Source organism: Sinomicrobium soli (genome assembly GCF_003285545.1).
Taxonomy (GTDB): domain Bacteria; phylum Bacteroidota; class Bacteroidia; order Flavobacteriales; family Flavobacteriaceae; genus Sinomicrobium.
This window is the reverse complement of the sequence record NZ_QLNV01000006.1, coordinates 325,422-341,219: the sequence shown is the minus strand read 5'-3', so window position 1 is coordinate 341,219 and position 15,798 is coordinate 325,422. Positions and strand designations below refer to the sequence as shown.

Annotated in this window: 18 protein-coding genes; 8 read left to right on the top strand and 10 right to left on the bottom strand. The window is 48.2% G+C overall.

All coding sequences use genetic code 11. From position 1 onward, the window contains the following. Positions 1-59: 59 nt before the first annotated feature. Positions 60-1,208: a hypothetical protein gene (locus tag DN748_RS10385; protein ID WP_112371716.1), complete on the bottom strand. Its 1,149-nt coding sequence runs from the start codon at positions 1,206-1,208 to the stop codon at positions 60-62. A 425-nt stretch (positions 1,209-1,633) separates the two neighbouring features. Here DN748_RS10385 and DN748_RS10380 point away from each other — a divergent pair, with 425 nt between their 5' ends. Beyond that, the gene (locus DN748_RS10380) at positions 1,634-2,479 is read left to right on the top strand and encodes a universal stress protein (protein ID WP_112371715.1); all 846 of its coding nucleotides are present in this window, start codon (positions 1,634-1,636) and stop codon (positions 2,477-2,479) included. Positions 2,480-2,529: 50 nt separating this feature from the next. Here the strand turns inward: DN748_RS10380 and DN748_RS10375 are convergent, their stop codons facing one another. The 5 genes from DN748_RS10375 to DN748_RS10355 form a co-directional block, all read right to left on the bottom strand. Then, positions 2,530-2,754 (bottom strand): type II toxin-antitoxin system RelE/ParE family toxin, encoded by a 225-nt coding sequence (locus tag DN748_RS10375; RefSeq protein ID WP_236636836.1) that lies wholly within the window; start codon positions 2,752-2,754, stop codon positions 2,530-2,532. 83 nt (positions 2,755-2,837) lie between these two features. Beyond that, entirely contained in the window at positions 2,838-3,056 is a 219-nt protein-coding gene (locus tag DN748_RS10370) for an addiction module protein (protein ID WP_112371714.1), read from the bottom strand. A 161-nt stretch (positions 3,057-3,217) separates the two neighbouring features. Continuing rightward, positions 3,218-3,916, bottom strand: coding sequence for an OmpA family protein (locus tag DN748_RS10365; protein ID WP_112371713.1), 699 nt, complete (start codon positions 3,914-3,916; stop codon positions 3,218-3,220). Positions 3,917-3,935: 19 nt separating this feature from the next. Next, entirely contained in the window at positions 3,936-4,421 is a 486-nt protein-coding gene (locus tag DN748_RS10360) for a lipocalin-like domain-containing protein (protein ID WP_112371712.1), read from the bottom strand. Between the two features lie 94 nt (positions 4,422-4,515). After that, positions 4,516-6,519, bottom strand: a complete 2,004-nt coding sequence (locus DN748_RS10355; RefSeq protein ID WP_410528310.1) for an alpha-ketoacid dehydrogenase subunit alpha/beta — start codon at positions 6,517-6,519, stop codon at positions 4,516-4,518. A gap of 177 nt (positions 6,520-6,696) precedes the next feature. Between DN748_RS10355 and DN748_RS10350 the strand changes: the two genes are divergently transcribed. From DN748_RS10350 to DN748_RS10335, 4 genes are all read left to right on the top strand, one after another. Next, a complete protein-coding gene (locus DN748_RS10350; protein ID WP_112371711.1) occupies positions 6,697-7,647 on the top strand; it encodes an isopenicillin N synthase family dioxygenase in 951 nt (316 codons plus the stop codon). A gap of 99 nt (positions 7,648-7,746) precedes the next feature. Next, entirely contained in the window at positions 7,747-8,097 is a 351-nt protein-coding gene (locus DN748_RS10345; protein ID WP_112371710.1) for a translation initiation factor, read from the top strand. Between the two features lie 150 nt (positions 8,098-8,247). Beyond that, positions 8,248-9,174: a DUF1835 domain-containing protein gene (locus tag DN748_RS10340; RefSeq protein WP_112371709.1), complete on the top strand. Its 927-nt coding sequence runs from the start codon at positions 8,248-8,250 to the stop codon at positions 9,172-9,174. A gap of 36 nt (positions 9,175-9,210) precedes the next feature. Beyond that, complete coding sequence (locus tag DN748_RS10335; RefSeq protein ID WP_112371708.1) at positions 9,211-10,083, top strand: nucleoside phosphorylase; 873 nt, start codon at positions 9,211-9,213, stop codon at positions 10,081-10,083. 429 nt (positions 10,084-10,512) lie between these two features. On the opposite strand, the gene DN748_RS10330 is transcribed toward DN748_RS10335, so the two are convergent. Beyond that, positions 10,513-11,136 (bottom strand): L-threonylcarbamoyladenylate synthase, encoded by a 624-nt coding sequence (locus DN748_RS10330; protein WP_112371750.1) that lies wholly within the window; start codon positions 11,134-11,136, stop codon positions 10,513-10,515. Positions 11,137-11,333: 197 nt separating this feature from the next. Between DN748_RS10330 and deoC the strand changes: the two genes are divergently transcribed. The 3 genes from deoC (at position 11,334) to smpB (ending at position 13,286) form a co-directional block, all read left to right on the top strand. Continuing rightward, positions 11,334-11,999, top strand: a complete 666-nt coding sequence (gene deoC, locus DN748_RS10325; protein WP_112371707.1) for a deoxyribose-phosphate aldolase — start codon at positions 11,334-11,336, stop codon at positions 11,997-11,999. A 1-nt stretch (position 12,000) separates the two neighbouring features. After that, positions 12,001-12,699: a purine-nucleoside phosphorylase gene (deoD, locus tag DN748_RS10320; protein WP_112371706.1), complete on the top strand. Its 699-nt coding sequence runs from the start codon at positions 12,001-12,003 to the stop codon at positions 12,697-12,699. A gap of 128 nt (positions 12,700-12,827) precedes the next feature. After that, positions 12,828-13,286: an SsrA-binding protein SmpB gene (smpB, locus tag DN748_RS10315; RefSeq protein ID WP_112371705.1), complete on the top strand. Its 459-nt coding sequence runs from the start codon at positions 12,828-12,830 to the stop codon at positions 13,284-13,286. 18 nt (positions 13,287-13,304) lie between these two features. Here smpB and DN748_RS10310 read toward each other — a convergent pair whose 3' ends face one another. From DN748_RS10310 to pxpA, 3 genes are all read right to left on the bottom strand, one after another. Then, on the bottom strand, positions 13,305-14,144 hold the full coding sequence (locus tag DN748_RS10310) for a 5-oxoprolinase subunit C family protein (RefSeq protein ID WP_112371704.1): 840 nt from the start codon (positions 14,142-14,144) through the stop codon (positions 13,305-13,307). Continuing rightward, positions 14,137-14,874: a 5-oxoprolinase subunit PxpB gene (gene pxpB, locus DN748_RS10305; RefSeq protein WP_112371703.1), complete on the bottom strand. Its 738-nt coding sequence runs from the start codon at positions 14,872-14,874 to the stop codon at positions 14,137-14,139. The genes DN748_RS10310 and pxpB overlap by 8 nt, the downstream gene beginning before the upstream one ends. A 188-nt stretch (positions 14,875-15,062) precedes the next feature. Next, positions 15,063-15,773 (bottom strand): 5-oxoprolinase subunit PxpA, encoded by a 711-nt coding sequence (gene pxpA / locus DN748_RS10300; RefSeq protein ID WP_112371702.1) that lies wholly within the window; start codon positions 15,771-15,773, stop codon positions 15,063-15,065. Positions 15,774-15,798: the final 25 nt, after the last annotated feature.

The window sequence follows — 15,798 nt, the reverse complement described above, 5'->3', positions numbered from 1 at the left end:
GTTATATAAAAAACCGGGCCTGATTCAGGCCCGGTTTTTTATTGAAAGAACAAAGCGCGTTAAAAAACAGATGGGATATGCTCGTCAATATTGTCAACTCCTATCAGGTCTTCGATATACTCCACCTCTTCATAAGGCAAAAGTTCTACAGCCATTTCCAGTACACTTTTAAGGTGAATGTTCGGAAAAGGAATATAGGTGTGTTCATCGCTTTCCATGGTATGCAGGGCCATAATACATACCTTGATAAGGCTCGATACTCCAAAAAGTACGTCCTGGGGCCTGTTCAGCGGCAGGCGGCCCCGGTGGTAAATCCTGTCTGAGTCGGGAGTGTACTTGAAAAACTTCTTTTTCAGCAGCCGCTTGATCTTTTCCCTGGTTTTCCTGACCTGTTCCGGGCTGCAGAAACCATCGGATTCTTCCATAACTTCTGCAAACCGGTCCCTTATGGCTTCCAGGTGTTTGTGAAACAGCTTCGAAATATGCTTTAACATCTTTTCCGATTTGCCTTTCAGTAAGGTGATCTGTGCTTCGGATACCTGTATGTCATTGCCATATCGTACCTCCTTATATGCGGAGTCGAGAAGACGCACCAAAGCAGTTTCCCCGCCAAGATCGAACGGCAGCTCGAATTCCGGGACAAACACGCTGAGATGCTTCAGGTGGTCGCGAATATCGTGACAGACCTTTTCCTTTCCTACCAGCATGATCTCCATAAGCCGGGATCCCAGTTCCATGACCTGGTGGGTCATGAACAGGGCCTGGGAAAAATCTTCTCTCTCCACATAAAATAACGCCCCTTCATTAAATGCCCCTACCCGGTTATAATCGCGGTCAAAACGGCTCTCTGCCCTTTCCAGGGCCTGTACGGGCGTAAGATCGTCCATAAGGTGCTCCAGGGGCTCTTCCGATTTGCTGTATACCAGGTTGCTCTTGTCATAAACCCTGAGGAAGAACAGGTTGCCCTCCTGTAACTGACGCAGCGCATACTGTAGCGAATAGAGCCTGAGCACATACCCGCTCTGATTTTCCAGCATCCCGGAAATAAGTTCTTTCTGGTCCTGCTGCAGGCTCAGGGCCCCTTCGGGATACAGTACAAGCAGCCACTTGAGGTGTGCCTCCCCTGTTCCGGTTTCAAAATAATATATGTATTCGGTGCGGATCAGATTCGTAATCCTGTTTACAATTTTCTGTATATTAGCATTCATCCTGACGTTTATTTAATTTCCAATTATCAATATAATATCAATCACAACAGTTCAGCCGGCGTACTGATTAAAGATCCTGTTTTCCTCTGCGGATTCTATACCTGGAGGTCTCCCCTTTCCCGAAAATATATACCGGTTACGGAGCAACGGCACCACCATTCTCCCGGGAGATTGCTCTGTCAGCTCAATACCGGTTTAAAGGCCACGGTGCCGTCGTTTTGTTTCCTGTCCATATTCGATACCTTTACAATTAGTACACCCAATTCCTGATACAGCCCCAAAAGATTACATAAAATGTACTATTTATAGTTCATTTACAGGATTATTATTTTTTGGCAGCACACCCTTTTTTAACAGCATATTGAGATATGAAATGCATTTTTTTCACTATCTTTTCAGGAGCGAACCTTTAAAGATCTGGCGTTATGTTTCACATACTCATTCCCACGGATTTTTCAGAGAATGCCATGAATGCCGTACATTATGCTACAGCGCTTTATGCCGGGGAACAAGCGGTTTTTTACCTTTTGAACTCCTATTCTCCCAATACCATCAGTTCCGGAGATGCCATGAGCTCTTCCGGGGCCACCCAGACGCTGTACAATGCCGTAAAATCTTCTTCTGAAGAAGGGCTGGAAAGACTCTATGAAGAGGTGGTGAGCAGCAATACCAGTGACAGGCACAGCTTCAGGACCATTTCAAAATTTGATTATTTCTCCAACGCGGTCGCCGATGTCTGTAAGGAAGAAAACATAGATATGGTCATTATGGGAACTACCGGGGCCAGCGGGCTCAAAGAGGCGCTTATAGGAAGTAATACGGCAAATCTGATCGGAAAAATACACATCCCCCTCCTCGCCATTCCCGACGGCGCTGTATTCTCGCCGGTCCGGGAAATAGCCTTTGCGACGGATTACGACACGACATACAGGCAGGAAAACCTGGATATACTGTTTGGTATAGCCCGTCGGTTTTCTTCTGCCGTAAGGGTGTATCACGTTTCCGAAAGGGAAGCCCTGAACGAGGGACAGGAAAAAAACAAACAGGTCCTGCAGAAAAATTTTCCGCCGCAGACCGAATTCTATCTGTTACCCGAAAAATCACTGAGCGACGCTACCCGGGTTTTTGTACACAGCCGGAATATTAACCTGTTGTGTATGGTGGCCAAGAAACACAACTTTTTACATCACCTGTTCGGGCTGAGCCATACCAGGGACATGTGTTATCATATTGACATTCCTTTGCTCATACTTCAAAATGAAGCAAATTAAATGACTTGTATTCAAAGTTTGTGAGGTTTATTATTAAGCTAAAATGGGATTTATTTTGTTATTCTTTTCCTGATTATTTCAGGGTTTCTACTGGTATGTAAAACCCCGAAAATTATAATCCGTTTTTGTTCTTCTTCAACCAGATAAAAAATAGCATATGGAAACCGCGTTACCAGAGATTGCCTTAATTCCTTATATTTTCGCTGGTAATGCTCCGGATATTCTCCGATATAATCAATTTCCTTGTCAACTTCTGCTTTAAAATCTTCGGCCAATGCTTTGTTTCGGTCATTGTACTATTTCCTGGCCTTTCTTAAATCCGAATGTACGATTGGCAATAACTTAATCCTGTAACTCATTACCAATTGCCTTTTACAGCTTCCCAGTCCAAAACGTCATCAGGATTATTTTTATAGCTTTCCAAACGATTATCCAATTCTTTTTTATGTGCTGTTGGGATTTCCTGATGTTGTTCTTTTTCACGTTTTAAAGCACGCTCCAAAACGTCCATAATACTTTCTTTGTCCACATTAAAGAGTTCCTGGATAAAATGATATTTCCGCACTTCTAAATCCATAATGACTTATTTTTATTACTGTAAAGATACGATTTATGTTCCATAGTTTTATATTTCAACGTGCCCGATGCAGGGTTATTCCCCGGTAAAACATAAAAAGGAGGGGATCCCATATAAAAAATCCCCTCCTTCCCCTATTATTATATTACGGTTATCCCGGCTTACTGCGTTTTCTGCTGGGCTTCCTGTTTTAATTGTTCATCGGCCACGATGGCGATTTCCACTCTTCGGTTTTTGGCCCTTCCTTCTACCGTACCGTTATCGTATTTCGGCTGTTCTTCTCCGTACCATTTTGTAGTAAACCTGCCGGAGGATATCCCCTGGCCTGACAGGTAACTGGTCACGGATTCCGCTCTTCGCTGCGACAGTCCCATATTGTATTCGGCACTTCCGGTATTATCGGTATGCCCTTCGACAAGGATAAGCGTATTGGGATATTCCTTGAAGATCCCCGCCAGCTTGTTGAGGGTATTCGACGATTCGGAGTTGATGTTGTATTTGTTGGTAGCAAAATAGACCCCGCTTTTTTCATCGAAGGTCACATTGATTCCTTCCCCTACCCGCGTCACTTCGGCCCCGGGGATTTCCTCTTCTATACGTTCGGCCTGGCGGTCCATCCGGTCGCCGATATACGTACCGGCAGCCCCGCCGACAACACCGCCGATAATGGCTCCCAAAGCCGAATTTTTCTTGTTTCCTATATTATTACCGAGTATTCCCCCGATAACAGCCCCGCCGGCAGCCCCGATAACGGCGCCTTTTTCCTTGTTCCCGGCGTTCCTGACGGTGTCACATCCCGTAATTACCAAAGACAGGGCCACCACTGCGGCTCCCAATCTGATCCATGTTTTTCTAATCATAATTTTTATATATTATATTTTAATACGACCTGGAGAAATGATATACTACCGTAATGGGTTCGCCCTCCACGGTGGTCTGGGTCTGCAGCGTCATCTGCTGCTGGTCCAGCGAAACGATATCCAGGCGATAGCCATACCCCCCGCTTACATCATTTCTTTTTTCATCTATAAACTTAAACTGTAACTGATTGCCGGTTTCTCCCTTTTCATATACAGACCACCTGATATTCCGGGCTCCTTCCATACAATCCGCACCGGGATTAATGGTATACGATCCCGTACTGTTGCTGTTCCTGAAAAACCACTGGCTGCCCTTAAAACAGGCATCAGACACGTCGTTGAACAATACCGACTTGAAATTACCACTGCTTCCGGTGTAAGTCACATCGTTCAGTATCCAGTTACCTACAATGGCTCCCCGGTATTCCTTGTTGGCCTTTGAAAGTGAACAGGAACCGGCCATTACGGCAACGAACAAGATAAGGATAACACGAATTTTCGTCATGATTTATGTGTTTTTTATTTCTAAAAATACGTAAAAAAAAGAAATTTATTGCAATAAACGAGCCAATAAATATATTGTTGTGAAACTATCGACATCAGTACCCCATTAATCGTTGTAATGCATTCCTGAACCTCAATTTCGGTAAATACCCCTCTTCCAGGGCTTTCGCAAAAGGGACCGGTGTTTCCAGGCTGCCCACCCGTATTACGGGAGCGTCGAGGTACTCGAAACAATGTTCGGCAACAAGGGCGGCGATATCTGCTGCGATCCCTCCGAAGAGGGTGTCTTCCTGTAGGATGATCACCTTTCCCGTCTTCCTTACCGAACGGTAAATCGCAGCGGTATCCAGGGGCTGCAGGGTCCGCAGGTCAATAACATCGGCAGAGGCCCTGCATTCATCCACCGCCTCCAATGCCCAGTGTACCCCCATTCCATACGAGATTACGGTAACCTCATTTCCTTCCCGGCGTATCGCCGCCTCTCCCAGCGGGAGGGTAAAATAATCTTCGGAGACCTGTCCGTAAAGACTTCTGTACAGCCCCTTGTGTTCAAAAAACAACACGGGATTGGGGTCTTCAATAGCGGTTGCCAGTAATCCTTTGGCATCTTCGGGAAAAGCGGGATATACTACCTTGAGCCCCGGCGTTTTGGTAAACCAGGCTTCATTGGTCTGGGAGTGAAAGGGCCCCGCCCCTACTCCGCCGCCGCAGGGCATACGGATAACCACATCGGCGTGTTGCCCCCAGCGGTAATGCGATTTGGCAAGATAGTTGACTACCGGGTTGAAACCGCTGGAAATAAAATCGGCAAACTGCATTTCCACTACGGTTTTCATGTGATTTACAGACAACCCCATCGATGCGGAGAGTACGGCCGACTCACATATGGGAGTATTGCGTACCCGGTCTGTCCCGAAACGATCTGAAAATCCCGCGGTAACCTTAAATACTCCTCCGTATTCCGCAATATCCTGCCCCATGAGGACCAGCTCGTCAAAACGTTCCATAGACTGGTAGAGCCCCTCCGAAACAGCATCCACAAAACGGATATTACGCCCCGGGGCTACCGGTGTTCTGCGTGCAGCGACGTGAGGGCGGTATACGTCGTTCAGTTCCTTGTCCGGGTCAAACGCTACTTCCGGCACCCGGGCAGCCGCTTCGTATTCCCTGTTGATTAACGATATCATTTCTTTCCTGACCTCCAGGTCCTCCTCCTCAGAGAGTATCCCCGCATCCGACAGGAATTTCCTGTAATTCACAACAGGGTCCCTTTTTGCCCAGTATTCCACCAGTTCCTGCGGAACGTATTTCGTGCCGCTGGCTTCTTCATGTCCGCGTATCCTGAAGGTCTTGAACTCCACCAGTACGGGGCGGGGGTCCGTTCGCATACGTTCCACGAGTTCGGACACCCTGGTAAACACTTCCAGTATATTGTTCCCGTCTACGATATGGGCTTCCATACCATACCCCCGGCCCCGGTCTGCGAGGTTTTCGCAGCGATACTGTTCCCGGACGGGAGTGGAAAGCCCGTAACCGTTGTTTTCGATACAGAACAACACGGGTAAGTCCCATACGGAAGCCACATTCAGGGCCTCGTGAAAATCACCTTCACTGGTTCCCCCTTCTCCGGTAAACACCGCCGTAACCCTGGGTTCTTTCCGGAGTTTATGGGCCAGGGCTATCCCGTCTGCGACGCCCAGTTGCGGACCGAGATGGGAGATCATACCTATAATATGGTGCTCCCGGCTACCGAAGTGAAAACTCCGGTCACGACCCCGGGTGAAGCCGCCTTCCTTCCCCTGCCATTGCAGAAAAAGTCTCCTGAGCGGTATCTCCCTTGTGGTGAACACCCCGAGATTGCGGTGCATCGGAAGAATGTATTCATCCTTTTTAAGTGCGGCGGTAACCCCGACTGCTATGGCTTCCTGCCCGATACCGCTAAACCATTTGGAAACCTTGCCCTGCCGTAACAGCAATAGCATCTTTTCCTCTGTCAGCCGGGGCAGAAGCATTTTGCGGTACAGTTGGAGAAGCAGGGCATCATCGAGATCTTTTCGGTCGTATTCCGGAATTACGGGAACAGAAGTGGAAAAATTCATGAATCATATATTTTATCCGTACCGTCAAATGTAAATAAAATAACAATACATCTGTCCGGAGTTATATTTTCGGTAATTGTTAACAACTATCTTTTCAGTATAACAGGCTAATTGCCTAAATTTGTATAAGAAAGCGCAATATACCCGTAAAAAGATATACGGGAAAACAAGGATATAATGAATAAGATACCAAGTGTGGATCTGCGGGAATTCCTTTCCGGTGATCCCGAAAAAAAAGACAAGTTCATCAGGGAACTGGGCAAGGCTTATGAACAGATCGGTTTTGTAGCGCTCAAGGGACATTTTCTTTCCGATACCCTGGTCGATAATCTCTATACGGAGATCAAGAACTTCTTTGCCCTGCCGGACGAGGTCAAGAAAAAGTATGAAATTCCGGGTATCGGAGGCCAGCGGGGATATACGTCCTTCGGAAAGGAACACGCCAAAGGAAGAAAAGAGGGCGACCTGAAGGAGTTCTGGCATTTCGGGCAATATGTAGAGGACGACCCGGTACTTGAGGCTGCATATCCCCCGAATGTCATCGTGGAGGAACTGCCCCGTTTTAACGAGGTGGGCAGGGAAACCTACAAGATGCTGGAGAAAACGGCAAAATATGTGTTGCGGGCCCTGGCCCTTCACCTTTCCCTTGAAGAAAATTATTTCGACCGGTGGATCAGGAACGGTAATTCCATACTGCGCCCGATACACTACCCCCCGATAACAGAAGAACCGAAAAATGCCATCCGGGCTGCCGCACACGGTGATATCAACCTGATCACCCTGCTCATGGGGGCACACGGCAAAGGGCTGCAGGTACAGAATCACAACGGGGACTGGATCGATGCCATTGCAGCACCGGACGAACTGATGATCAATGTAGGCGACATGCTCTCAAGGCATACCAACAACAGGCTTAAGTCTACCATTCACCAGGTGGTAAACCCACCCCGGGAACTATGGGGTACCTCGCGGTATTCCATTCCGTTTTTTATGCACCCCATAAGCGAAATGCCGCTGGATTGCCTGGAAAACTGTATCGATGAAAAACACCCGAAACTATACGACGATATTACCGCAGGCGAATTCCTGCACGAACGTCTTATCGAACTCGGGCTTATAAAGGCATAATTCAGGGATAACCAGACTCACAAACTTTAACACTTACGGCATACGTTTTTTTGTAATTTGGCGTTTACGTTAAAATGCAGTGGTCAAAACAAAAACACCATGGCAAAAGGCAGCAGACTGAACAGTCTTGAAGATCTGGGAGGGCTTGTGTTTTCCACAGGCGACAGTCCCGTAAATGAAGAAGAGGAAATAAATACCCTACCCCCGGGAGAGCAGTACCTCGAAGCCCATTTCAGCAACAAGGGGCGCGGAGGAAAAACAGTAACCGTAATCACAGGGTTTCAGGGCAGTGAAGACGACCTCAAGGCACTGGGAAAAATGCTGAAGACCAAATGCGGTGTGGGAGGTTCGGTAAAGGATGGGGAAATTATCGTACAGGGTAATTACCGGGATAAGATCATGAATTTGCTTCGGAAAGAAGGATATCATGTAAAACGAGTGGGCGGATAATTCCCCCGCCGTATTCGGAAGAAAGTTGTTTCTGTAACGTATGTTTTCATATACAACAACTTTTTAAAGTTATTTTATAAAAGAATAAAAGTGGTTTTAGGCTCATTTATAAAACATATTTTTGGCTAACTCTAAACAAAAATCCTTGAAATGACTACAACCTTACACATTACCAACGGGGATGGCTTTACTTCCTACCTCGGGAAGCTGAAGCTGGAAGGGGAAATTATTACCTGGCGTGAGATGCTTTGCGAAGGAAAGACCATTACGGAAGTGGGAAGCGAATCGTTCTGGAAAACACGCTTTGAATTCCTGAACAGGAACTACAGGATCAGCAAGGCCAATTTCATAGAGGCCACGCTTAAGGAATACCGGCGTTTATGTAATCAGAAGACCCAGGAAGAGGTGGTATTGTGGTTTGATGAAGACCTCTTCTGCCAGATCAATATGATCGCTGTGGTCAGCTGGCTCAAGAAACACCGGAAGGGAGCCCGGATATCACTGGTCTGTAAGAAGCAGAAGAAGACCACTCCCTTTATCCTTACCAGCCAGTCGGAGGAGCAGTTACTGAAACTCTACCACTCGCGCACGGTGCTTACACAGGATGATATAGAATACGCCGATTACCTCTGGCAACTGTACTGCAGCGATACCCCCCTCCGGCTCGAGACTTTCTCAAAATTCAACTCCTCCCAGTTCCCGTACCTCACCGATGCCATAGCACTTCATCTCCACAGGTTTCCCACCGTCAAAAACGGGTTGAATGAACTTGAGAACAGTGTATTGTCTGTTGCGGATCAAAAGAGGATCGGTTCGAAGGACAAATTCGTACAGGCACTTATCAAAAAGGACAGCCATTACGGATACGGCGATATGCAATACCTGAATATCCTCGACCACCTGAAACCCTTGTTCAGGTCGTTTAACCCCGTAAGGCTGAACCAGGAAGGTAAAAATGTACTGGCCCGGGTAGAAAACTATTACCCCTTTATAAAAAGCGACGACATATACCTGGGAGGGGCGAAAAAGTACAGCTTTCTGTACCATGAAGACACTTCGAAACTCCTGAAATTGTAATAATAGTCGCGGATCTTGTCATCCCGGCCACATCATATGAAAATCGCAGCTTCTGAACTCGTACTGAACCCGGACGGCAGTGTGTATCACCTCAATTTAAGGCCCGAACACATCGCCCCCGTCATCATCTTCGTAGGAGATCCTGACAGGGTGGAAAAAATCACCCGTCATTTCGATACGATCGAGTTTACTACTCAGAAAAGAGAGTTCAGGACACAGACAGGAACCTGCGGGGGGCACCGGCTTACCGTGATATCTACGGGTATCGGTCCGGACAACATCGATATCGTACTCAATGAACTCGACGCCCTGGTGAATATCGATCTTGAAACACGTACCCCCAGGGAGATACTCACTGCTTTAAAAGTGATCCGTATCGGAACATCCGGAAGCCTTCAGGAAGACATTCCCGTGGGTGCCTTTCTCGCCAGCAGATATGCCCTCGACATCAACGGAATGCTACATGCCTACCGTACGGAAACACTGCGGCATCCCGCAATGGAAGAGGCCTTTATTGCACATACCTCGTGGGACCGGGATAAGGCAAGGCCGCTTTTTATTCCGGGAAGCCCTACCCTGTTAGACCTTTTCCGGGGACCGGAAATATACCAGGGCATTACCGCTACTGCCGGGGGTTTTTACGGCCCGCAGGGACGGGTGCTCAGGCTGCCCCTGCAGGACCCTTCACTGAACCGTAAAATAGACGGTTTTTCTTTTGACTCCCACAAGATCACCAACCTGGAAATGGAAACCTCGGCCATATACGGCCTGTCGCACCTGCTGGGCCACGAAGCCATTTCGCTCAATGCCATTATAGCCAACAGGGCCACCGGCCATTTTGCCCCCGACCCCAAACAGGTCGTGGAACAATTGATCGTTTATGCTCTTGAAAAAATCATGGAAATTTAGAATAGCTTTGACCGGATATATTTTAATCCGGTCCGGGAGTGGCCCTCTAAAATCTGCGGCGATCTCGAGAGTTGTAACTAAATTCTATATATACTTTCGTGTACTTTGCTAATACACCGAACCCCAAGATATAACGAGTTAATTCTATCGTATAAAATAGTCATTATAATTTGAGACATAACAATAAAAATCTAACTTTGTAAACTAAACATTTCAAAAAACACAATGTTCAGTTCACAAAATAAAGATTTAATATGGTTGTTATATAACAGTTCGGATACTGTTTTTACACTCCCATCTTGTTTTATTTTCAGGCTTCATTTTAGTCGCGCCATCGCTTTCCGCACAGCAAAAAGACTTGAAAAAAATTTCCCGATGGTTGATCAAATCGTTTCCGTCCATAAAGATTTAAAAACACAATAGGAAACCTCAAAGAATTTCTTCCAGGTCGCCCTTCCCCTGCCGTACTACCCGGGGTTCTCCTTCGGTCAGGTCTACAACGGTAGATGCCGTGTTGTCTCCGTATCCCCCGTCGATAACCACATCGACAAGATTTTCCCATTTTTCGTAAATCAGCTCCGGGTCTGTGGTGTATTCCAGTAATTCGTCCTCGTCGTATATGGAGGTCGATACGATAGGGTTTCCCAGTCCGCGAACCAGGGCCTGTGCTATATTGTTATCCGGTACCCTGATCCCCACGGTTTTCTTTTTCTTGAAGTCCCTGGGAAGGTTGTTGTTGCCCTGTAAGATAAAGGTAAAAGGCCCGGGAAGCGCTCTTTTCAGGAGTTTGAATGTAGTATTCTCCAACTGTTTTACATAGTCCGAAAGATTGCTCAGGTCGGCACAGATAAATGAGAAATTGGCCTTGGCCAGTTTTACTCCCTTGATCCGGGCTATGCGTTCCAGGGCTTTTGAATTCGTGATGTCGCATCCGAGCCCGTATACGGTATCCGTCGGGTAGATCACCAGCCCGCCCTGTTTGAGTATGCCCACCACCCGCTGTATTTCACGGGCGTTGGGGTTCTCTTCGTAAATCCTGATAAGTTCGGCCATAATCCGGAGTTTTAGGTTTGAATGCAGTTGAATAGCGGGAAGAAAATCCCGTATACAAAAATAAGGAAAAAAGACATATGCACCCATAGGTCTGCTTTGCCAGGTGGATATACGTTTACCATACCCCGGAACAATGTATAAAAAACCTTAACTTTGTCTGAATACACCGTTTTAACGGTATTTGAATAATATCCGGCATGACTGTAAACCGCTATATCGATCACACCCTGTTAAAACCTGCGGCTACTCCCGATGATATCGCAAGGCTGTGCGGGGAGGCCGTAACCTATCAGTTTCGTACCGTATGTATAAACAGTAGTTATACGGCCCTGGCCCGTGATATCCTGTCGGAACATCCCGGGGTGGGCGTCTGTGTCGTAGCCGGGTTTCCGCTGGGGGCCATGAGCAGCAGGGCCAAATTGTACGAGGCGCAGATCGCGGCAGAGGACGGGGCTGACGAGATCGACATGGTACTGCATCTCGGGTGGCTGAAATCCGGCAGGACAGCTGCGGTAGTCAATGAAATAGCAGCTGTGAAAAAAATCATGGGCAACCGTATCCTGAAAGTTATCCTGGAAACCTGTTTTCTCAGCGATGAGGAAAAAATACTGGCCTGTACCCTGGCGGTAGACGGGGGAGCTGATTTTGTAAAGACCTCTACGGGGTTCGGTACCGGGGGTGCTACCCCGGGAGATATCGCCCTTATGAAAAAGGCGGTGAACGGGCGGGCCCTCCTCAAGGCTTCCGGGGGTATAAAGACCCTTGATACGGCACAGGAATACATTGCCATGGGAGTGCAGCGCATCGGCACTTCAGGCGGGGTGGCCATAATGAAAGGACTTGCATCAAACGAATCATACTGACATGAGTATACACATCAGCGCCGCAAAGGGTGAAATAGCAGAAACGGTATTACTGCCGGGCGACCCATTAAGGGCAAAATGGATTGCAGAACACTTCCTGGAAGAAGCCGTACAGTACAGCAGCGTAAGAGGCATGTACGGTTATACGGGAAAGTTCGGGGGCAAAAAGATATCGGTCCAGGGTACGGGTATGGGAATCCCTTCCGCAAGTATCTATGTGCATGAGCTGATCAATGATTACGGCGCGAAACAGCTGATACGCATAGGAAGCGCGGGGAGCTATCAGCCTTTTGTAAAGGTAAGGGATATCGTGCTGGCCATGGCGGCATCTACAAACAGTAACCTGAACAGGCGTATATTTGACCATGATACCTATGCTCCCGCTGCAGACGCCGAATTGCTGATAAAAGCATTGAAAATAGCCGGGAAAGACCGTATTGAAGTAAGGGCCGGCAATGTACTTACCAGCGATACATTTTACGATGATCACCCGGATGAGTATAAAAAATGGATGGAATACGGGGTACTCTGTGTGGAAATGGAAACTGCGGCTCTCTATACCCTGGCGGCCCGTTTCGGGGTCAGGGCCCTCGCCGTTCTGACCATTACGGACCATGTTATTACCGGGGAAAGCATGGAAGCTTCTGCCAGGGAAACGTCGCTCAGGGACATGATAAAGCTTGCCCTGCAGCTGGCATAGCCCTCCGAAATCCGCCCGGGGCATTTCCAATTCCCTTCCTGCCTTGGACCACGATTTACAGGCATGGACAAACTCAGAACGGGTTCATGGAGAAAAATCCAATAATAGTTATTACTTTTGCTGTCCTTATGCAAAAAAAGATCAACATACAGAACAAGCGCGCCCGTTTCGAATATGAGATTCTGGACAAGTATGTGGCAGGGATCGTGCTGACGGGTACCGAGATCAAGTCGATCCGTCTCAGCAAGGCTTCCATTGCCGAAAGTTTCTGTGAATTTAACGACCGGGGCGAGCTCTTTGTCATAAATATGTATATCGAAGAATACGCCCACGGCACACACTACAATCACAAACCGCGGAGCGAGAGAAAACTGCTGCTGAACAAAAGGGAATTGCGGAAACTCCATAAGGAAGTTAAGAATGTAGGCCTTACCATAGTCCCCCTGCGGCTTTTTATCAATGACCGCGGACTCGCAAAGATCGAGATAGCCCTTGCCAAAGGGAAGAAAATGCACGACAAGCGGGAAACCATCAAAGACCGCGACAATAAGCGCAACCTGGACCGGATCAAGAAGAGTTACCGTTAGGCTTCGTTACATTCGGTATCAGCACATTGTAAACACAATCCGGTCTCCGTATTTTTTCTGGGCCAAAGCGCAAATCCCCTGTTCCGATAGCTGTAATATCCTGGGGTACCCTCCTGTGGTCTGGCAGTCTTTCATCAGTACGATCAGCCTCCCCGAGGGGGTGAGCTGTACCGTACCCGGCAATGTCCCCGAAGTGATGATCCCATAATCATTGGGTGGCAGTTGTTCTTCCAGCTGGTACGCCATGCGGTTATTGAGCGTGGAAACGGAAAAACCCCGCCCCAGCATTTCCTTTTCTTCAGCATTCAGCATATCGTATTCCGGTCCGGGATACACCGGTATGGAAGAACCAAACAGGAAATCATTGTTTACCTTGATCTCGATGAGTTCATCTACGGTTCCTTCAAAAGCTTCATGGCCCAGCTCCTGCCCTTTCTTCAGATGGTCGTAAGCGGTAACAGGAAAGTAGAGCGACCGGCTTTTAAGGACCACCGGGGTGCCGAAGCCTCCCTTTATTGCCATATATGCCCTGATGCCCCGTTCGGGTTTTCCGAAAGAGAGCACATCACTCGGGTGTATCCGTATCACCCTGTTATTGGGGATAAGGGTCTGGTTTATCGCGGGTCGTATCCGGGCTCCCGTAATCACTATATGTGTAGGTGCGGTAAATTCAAGCTCCGGGCCGGTCATGGTGATCTCCAGGAGTGCGGCACCGTCGTCATTGTTCAGCAACCGGTTGGCCAGTACGGCAGAAAAACTGTCCATCGCACCGCTTACCGGGACTCCCTTGTTCCGGTAACCGAACCGCCCCGTATCCTGCACAGTGGTAAACAAACCCGGCGCCAGCACTTTAATCATACCATTTTTCATTTTTGAGTTTATGCACCCCGGCCGATACTTCTATTTCCAGGAGTTCGTGTTCTTCACGGCTTATCTCATAAAAACGGACCTTGTCCGCTATGCCGACAGGACAGGGTTTTTTCTTTAACGGATCAAACAACTGCACCGGAGAGTTTCCTATGATGTTCCATCCTCCCGGACTTTGCTGCGGGTATATCCCCGTCTGCCTTCCACCTATGCCCACAGCCCCCCTGCTCACCTTTTGCCGGGGCTCATTTCGCCGCGGGGTAACCAGACTTTCGTCCAGCCCTCCCAGGTACATGAAACCGGGCAGGAAGCCAATGCCATAAACCGTATAAGTAGCACGGGTATGCCGCTTTACGATCTCTTCCGGGGAAATCCCCTTGCGTTCCGACAACAACGCCATATCCGGTGCAAAACCGGGGTGATAACACACCGGGATGCGCCATAGCCTCCGCTCCAGGGGTTTCCGGTCCATACTGCCGTAGAGCCCGGAAAGCCGGTCGGAGATCTCAGCGGTGTTAACCGCCTCGTCAAAGACCAGCAACAGGGAGTGATAGGCGGGGACCTGTTCGCATGCTTTTTCCAGTCTGTCTGCGATTACCCTGCCGAAGAGAATGATGTCTTCCAGTATGCCCTCTTCTATACGTGGCGGCCAGGTGACCAGTATGGCCCCGGGGCCGAAAGGGATTATGGAAATGTGGTATTTTTCTACAGCTGAAGCCATAGTGCTAAGTAGCAAAAAAACTTCCGGATAACAAAGTGAAATCAGTATAAAATACGGAGTTATTGGGTTACTGAGTTATTTAGTCAATACGTAATAACTCAGTAACTCAATAACCTGATAACCATGGCAATTCCATTGCCTTTTTAAACCTCCGGACTTGCTGTCCTGAGTGGTTTATTTATAAGGTTTCAGGAGGTCAGAGCCAGGTATTCCAGTATTTCCACGGCATTGGAATTGTCGCCGTGAAGGCAGAAAGTATCTGCCTTTATCGGAATATAACGGCCTGCCGCCGTACGTACGCGGTGCTCTTCGAGCATGCGTACTACATGTTCCCTTATTTTTTCCTTATCGGTGATCACCGCATCCTTACGGGTACGCGGTACCAGGGTGAGCCGGTCGGTATAATTCCGGTCGGCAAACGCTTCATAAACCACCCCTGTCCCCTTCTCTTCCGCCATTTTTGCCACCTCAGATCCGAAAGGGGCATACAGAACGGCCTGTTCCGTAAACGGCGCTATGGCCTCCAGGAAAACAGCCGCCTTTTGAGTATCTTCGGCCATATCGTTGTACAGGGCGCCGTGGGCCTTGATATGGTGAAGCGCGGCCCCTTTTTCTTCCAGTATGTCCGACAGGAATAAAAGCTGTTCGCGTATACTGCGTATAAGCGCCCCGTCTTCCATTTCTACAGAGCGCCTGCCGAAATTTTCCCGGTCCGGGTAAGACGGGTGGGCCCCGGTATGTACCCGGTGCTCCAGGGCAAGCTCCACCACCCTTTCCATGATGTCCCTGCTCCCGGCATGACCGCCACAGGCAATACTGCACGAGGAAATATAGGGCATCAGCAAGGCTTCGTTGTCCAGTCCTTCTCCCAGGTCACAGTTGATCTTTATATCGGGCATAACAGTATTTTTTGTCCTGCCGTAA

Excerpts from the sequence above, each read along its gene's own strand:
- DN748_RS10385 (WP_112371716.1), bottom strand. The coding sequence starts at position 1,208 with ATGAATGCTAATATACAGAAAATTGTAAACAGGATTACGAATCTGATC.
- DN748_RS10380 (WP_112371715.1), top strand. The coding sequence starts at position 1,634 with ATGTTTCACATACTCATTCCCACGGATTTTTCAGAGAATGCCATGAAT.
- DN748_RS10370 (WP_112371714.1), bottom strand. The coding sequence starts at position 3,056 with ATGGATTTAGAAGTGCGGAAATATCATTTTATCCAGGAACTCTTTAAT.
- DN748_RS10365 (WP_112371713.1), bottom strand. The coding sequence starts at position 3,916 with ATGATTAGAAAAACATGGATCAGATTGGGAGCCGCAGTGGTGGCCCTG.
- DN748_RS10360 (WP_112371712.1), bottom strand. The coding sequence starts at position 4,421 with ATGACGAAAATTCGTGTTATCCTTATCTTGTTCGTTGCCGTAATGGCC.
- DN748_RS10355 (WP_410528310.1), bottom strand. The coding sequence starts at position 6,519 with ATGAATTTTTCCACTTCTGTTCCCGTAATTCCGGAATACGACCGAAAA.
- DN748_RS10350 (WP_112371711.1), top strand. The coding sequence starts at position 6,697 with ATGAATAAGATACCAAGTGTGGATCTGCGGGAATTCCTTTCCGGTGAT.
- DN748_RS10345 (WP_112371710.1), top strand. The coding sequence starts at position 7,747 with ATGGCAAAAGGCAGCAGACTGAACAGTCTTGAAGATCTGGGAGGGCTT.
- DN748_RS10340 (WP_112371709.1), top strand. The coding sequence starts at position 8,248 with ATGACTACAACCTTACACATTACCAACGGGGATGGCTTTACTTCCTAC.
- DN748_RS10335 (WP_112371708.1), top strand. The coding sequence starts at position 9,211 with ATGAAAATCGCAGCTTCTGAACTCGTACTGAACCCGGACGGCAGTGTG.
- DN748_RS10330 (WP_112371750.1), bottom strand. The coding sequence starts at position 11,136 with ATGGCCGAACTTATCAGGATTTACGAAGAGAACCCCAACGCCCGTGAA.
- deoC (WP_112371707.1), top strand. The coding sequence starts at position 11,334 with ATGACTGTAAACCGCTATATCGATCACACCCTGTTAAAACCTGCGGCT.
- deoD (WP_112371706.1), top strand. The coding sequence starts at position 12,001 with ATGAGTATACACATCAGCGCCGCAAAGGGTGAAATAGCAGAAACGGTA.
- smpB (WP_112371705.1), top strand. The coding sequence starts at position 12,828 with ATGCAAAAAAAGATCAACATACAGAACAAGCGCGCCCGTTTCGAATAT.
- DN748_RS10310 (WP_112371704.1), bottom strand. The coding sequence starts at position 14,144 with ATGATTAAAGTGCTGGCGCCGGGTTTGTTTACCACTGTGCAGGATACG.
- pxpB (WP_112371703.1), bottom strand. The coding sequence starts at position 14,874 with ATGGCTTCAGCTGTAGAAAAATACCACATTTCCATAATCCCTTTCGGC.
- pxpA (WP_112371702.1), bottom strand. The coding sequence starts at position 15,773 with ATGCCCGATATAAAGATCAACTGTGACCTGGGAGAAGGACTGGACAAC.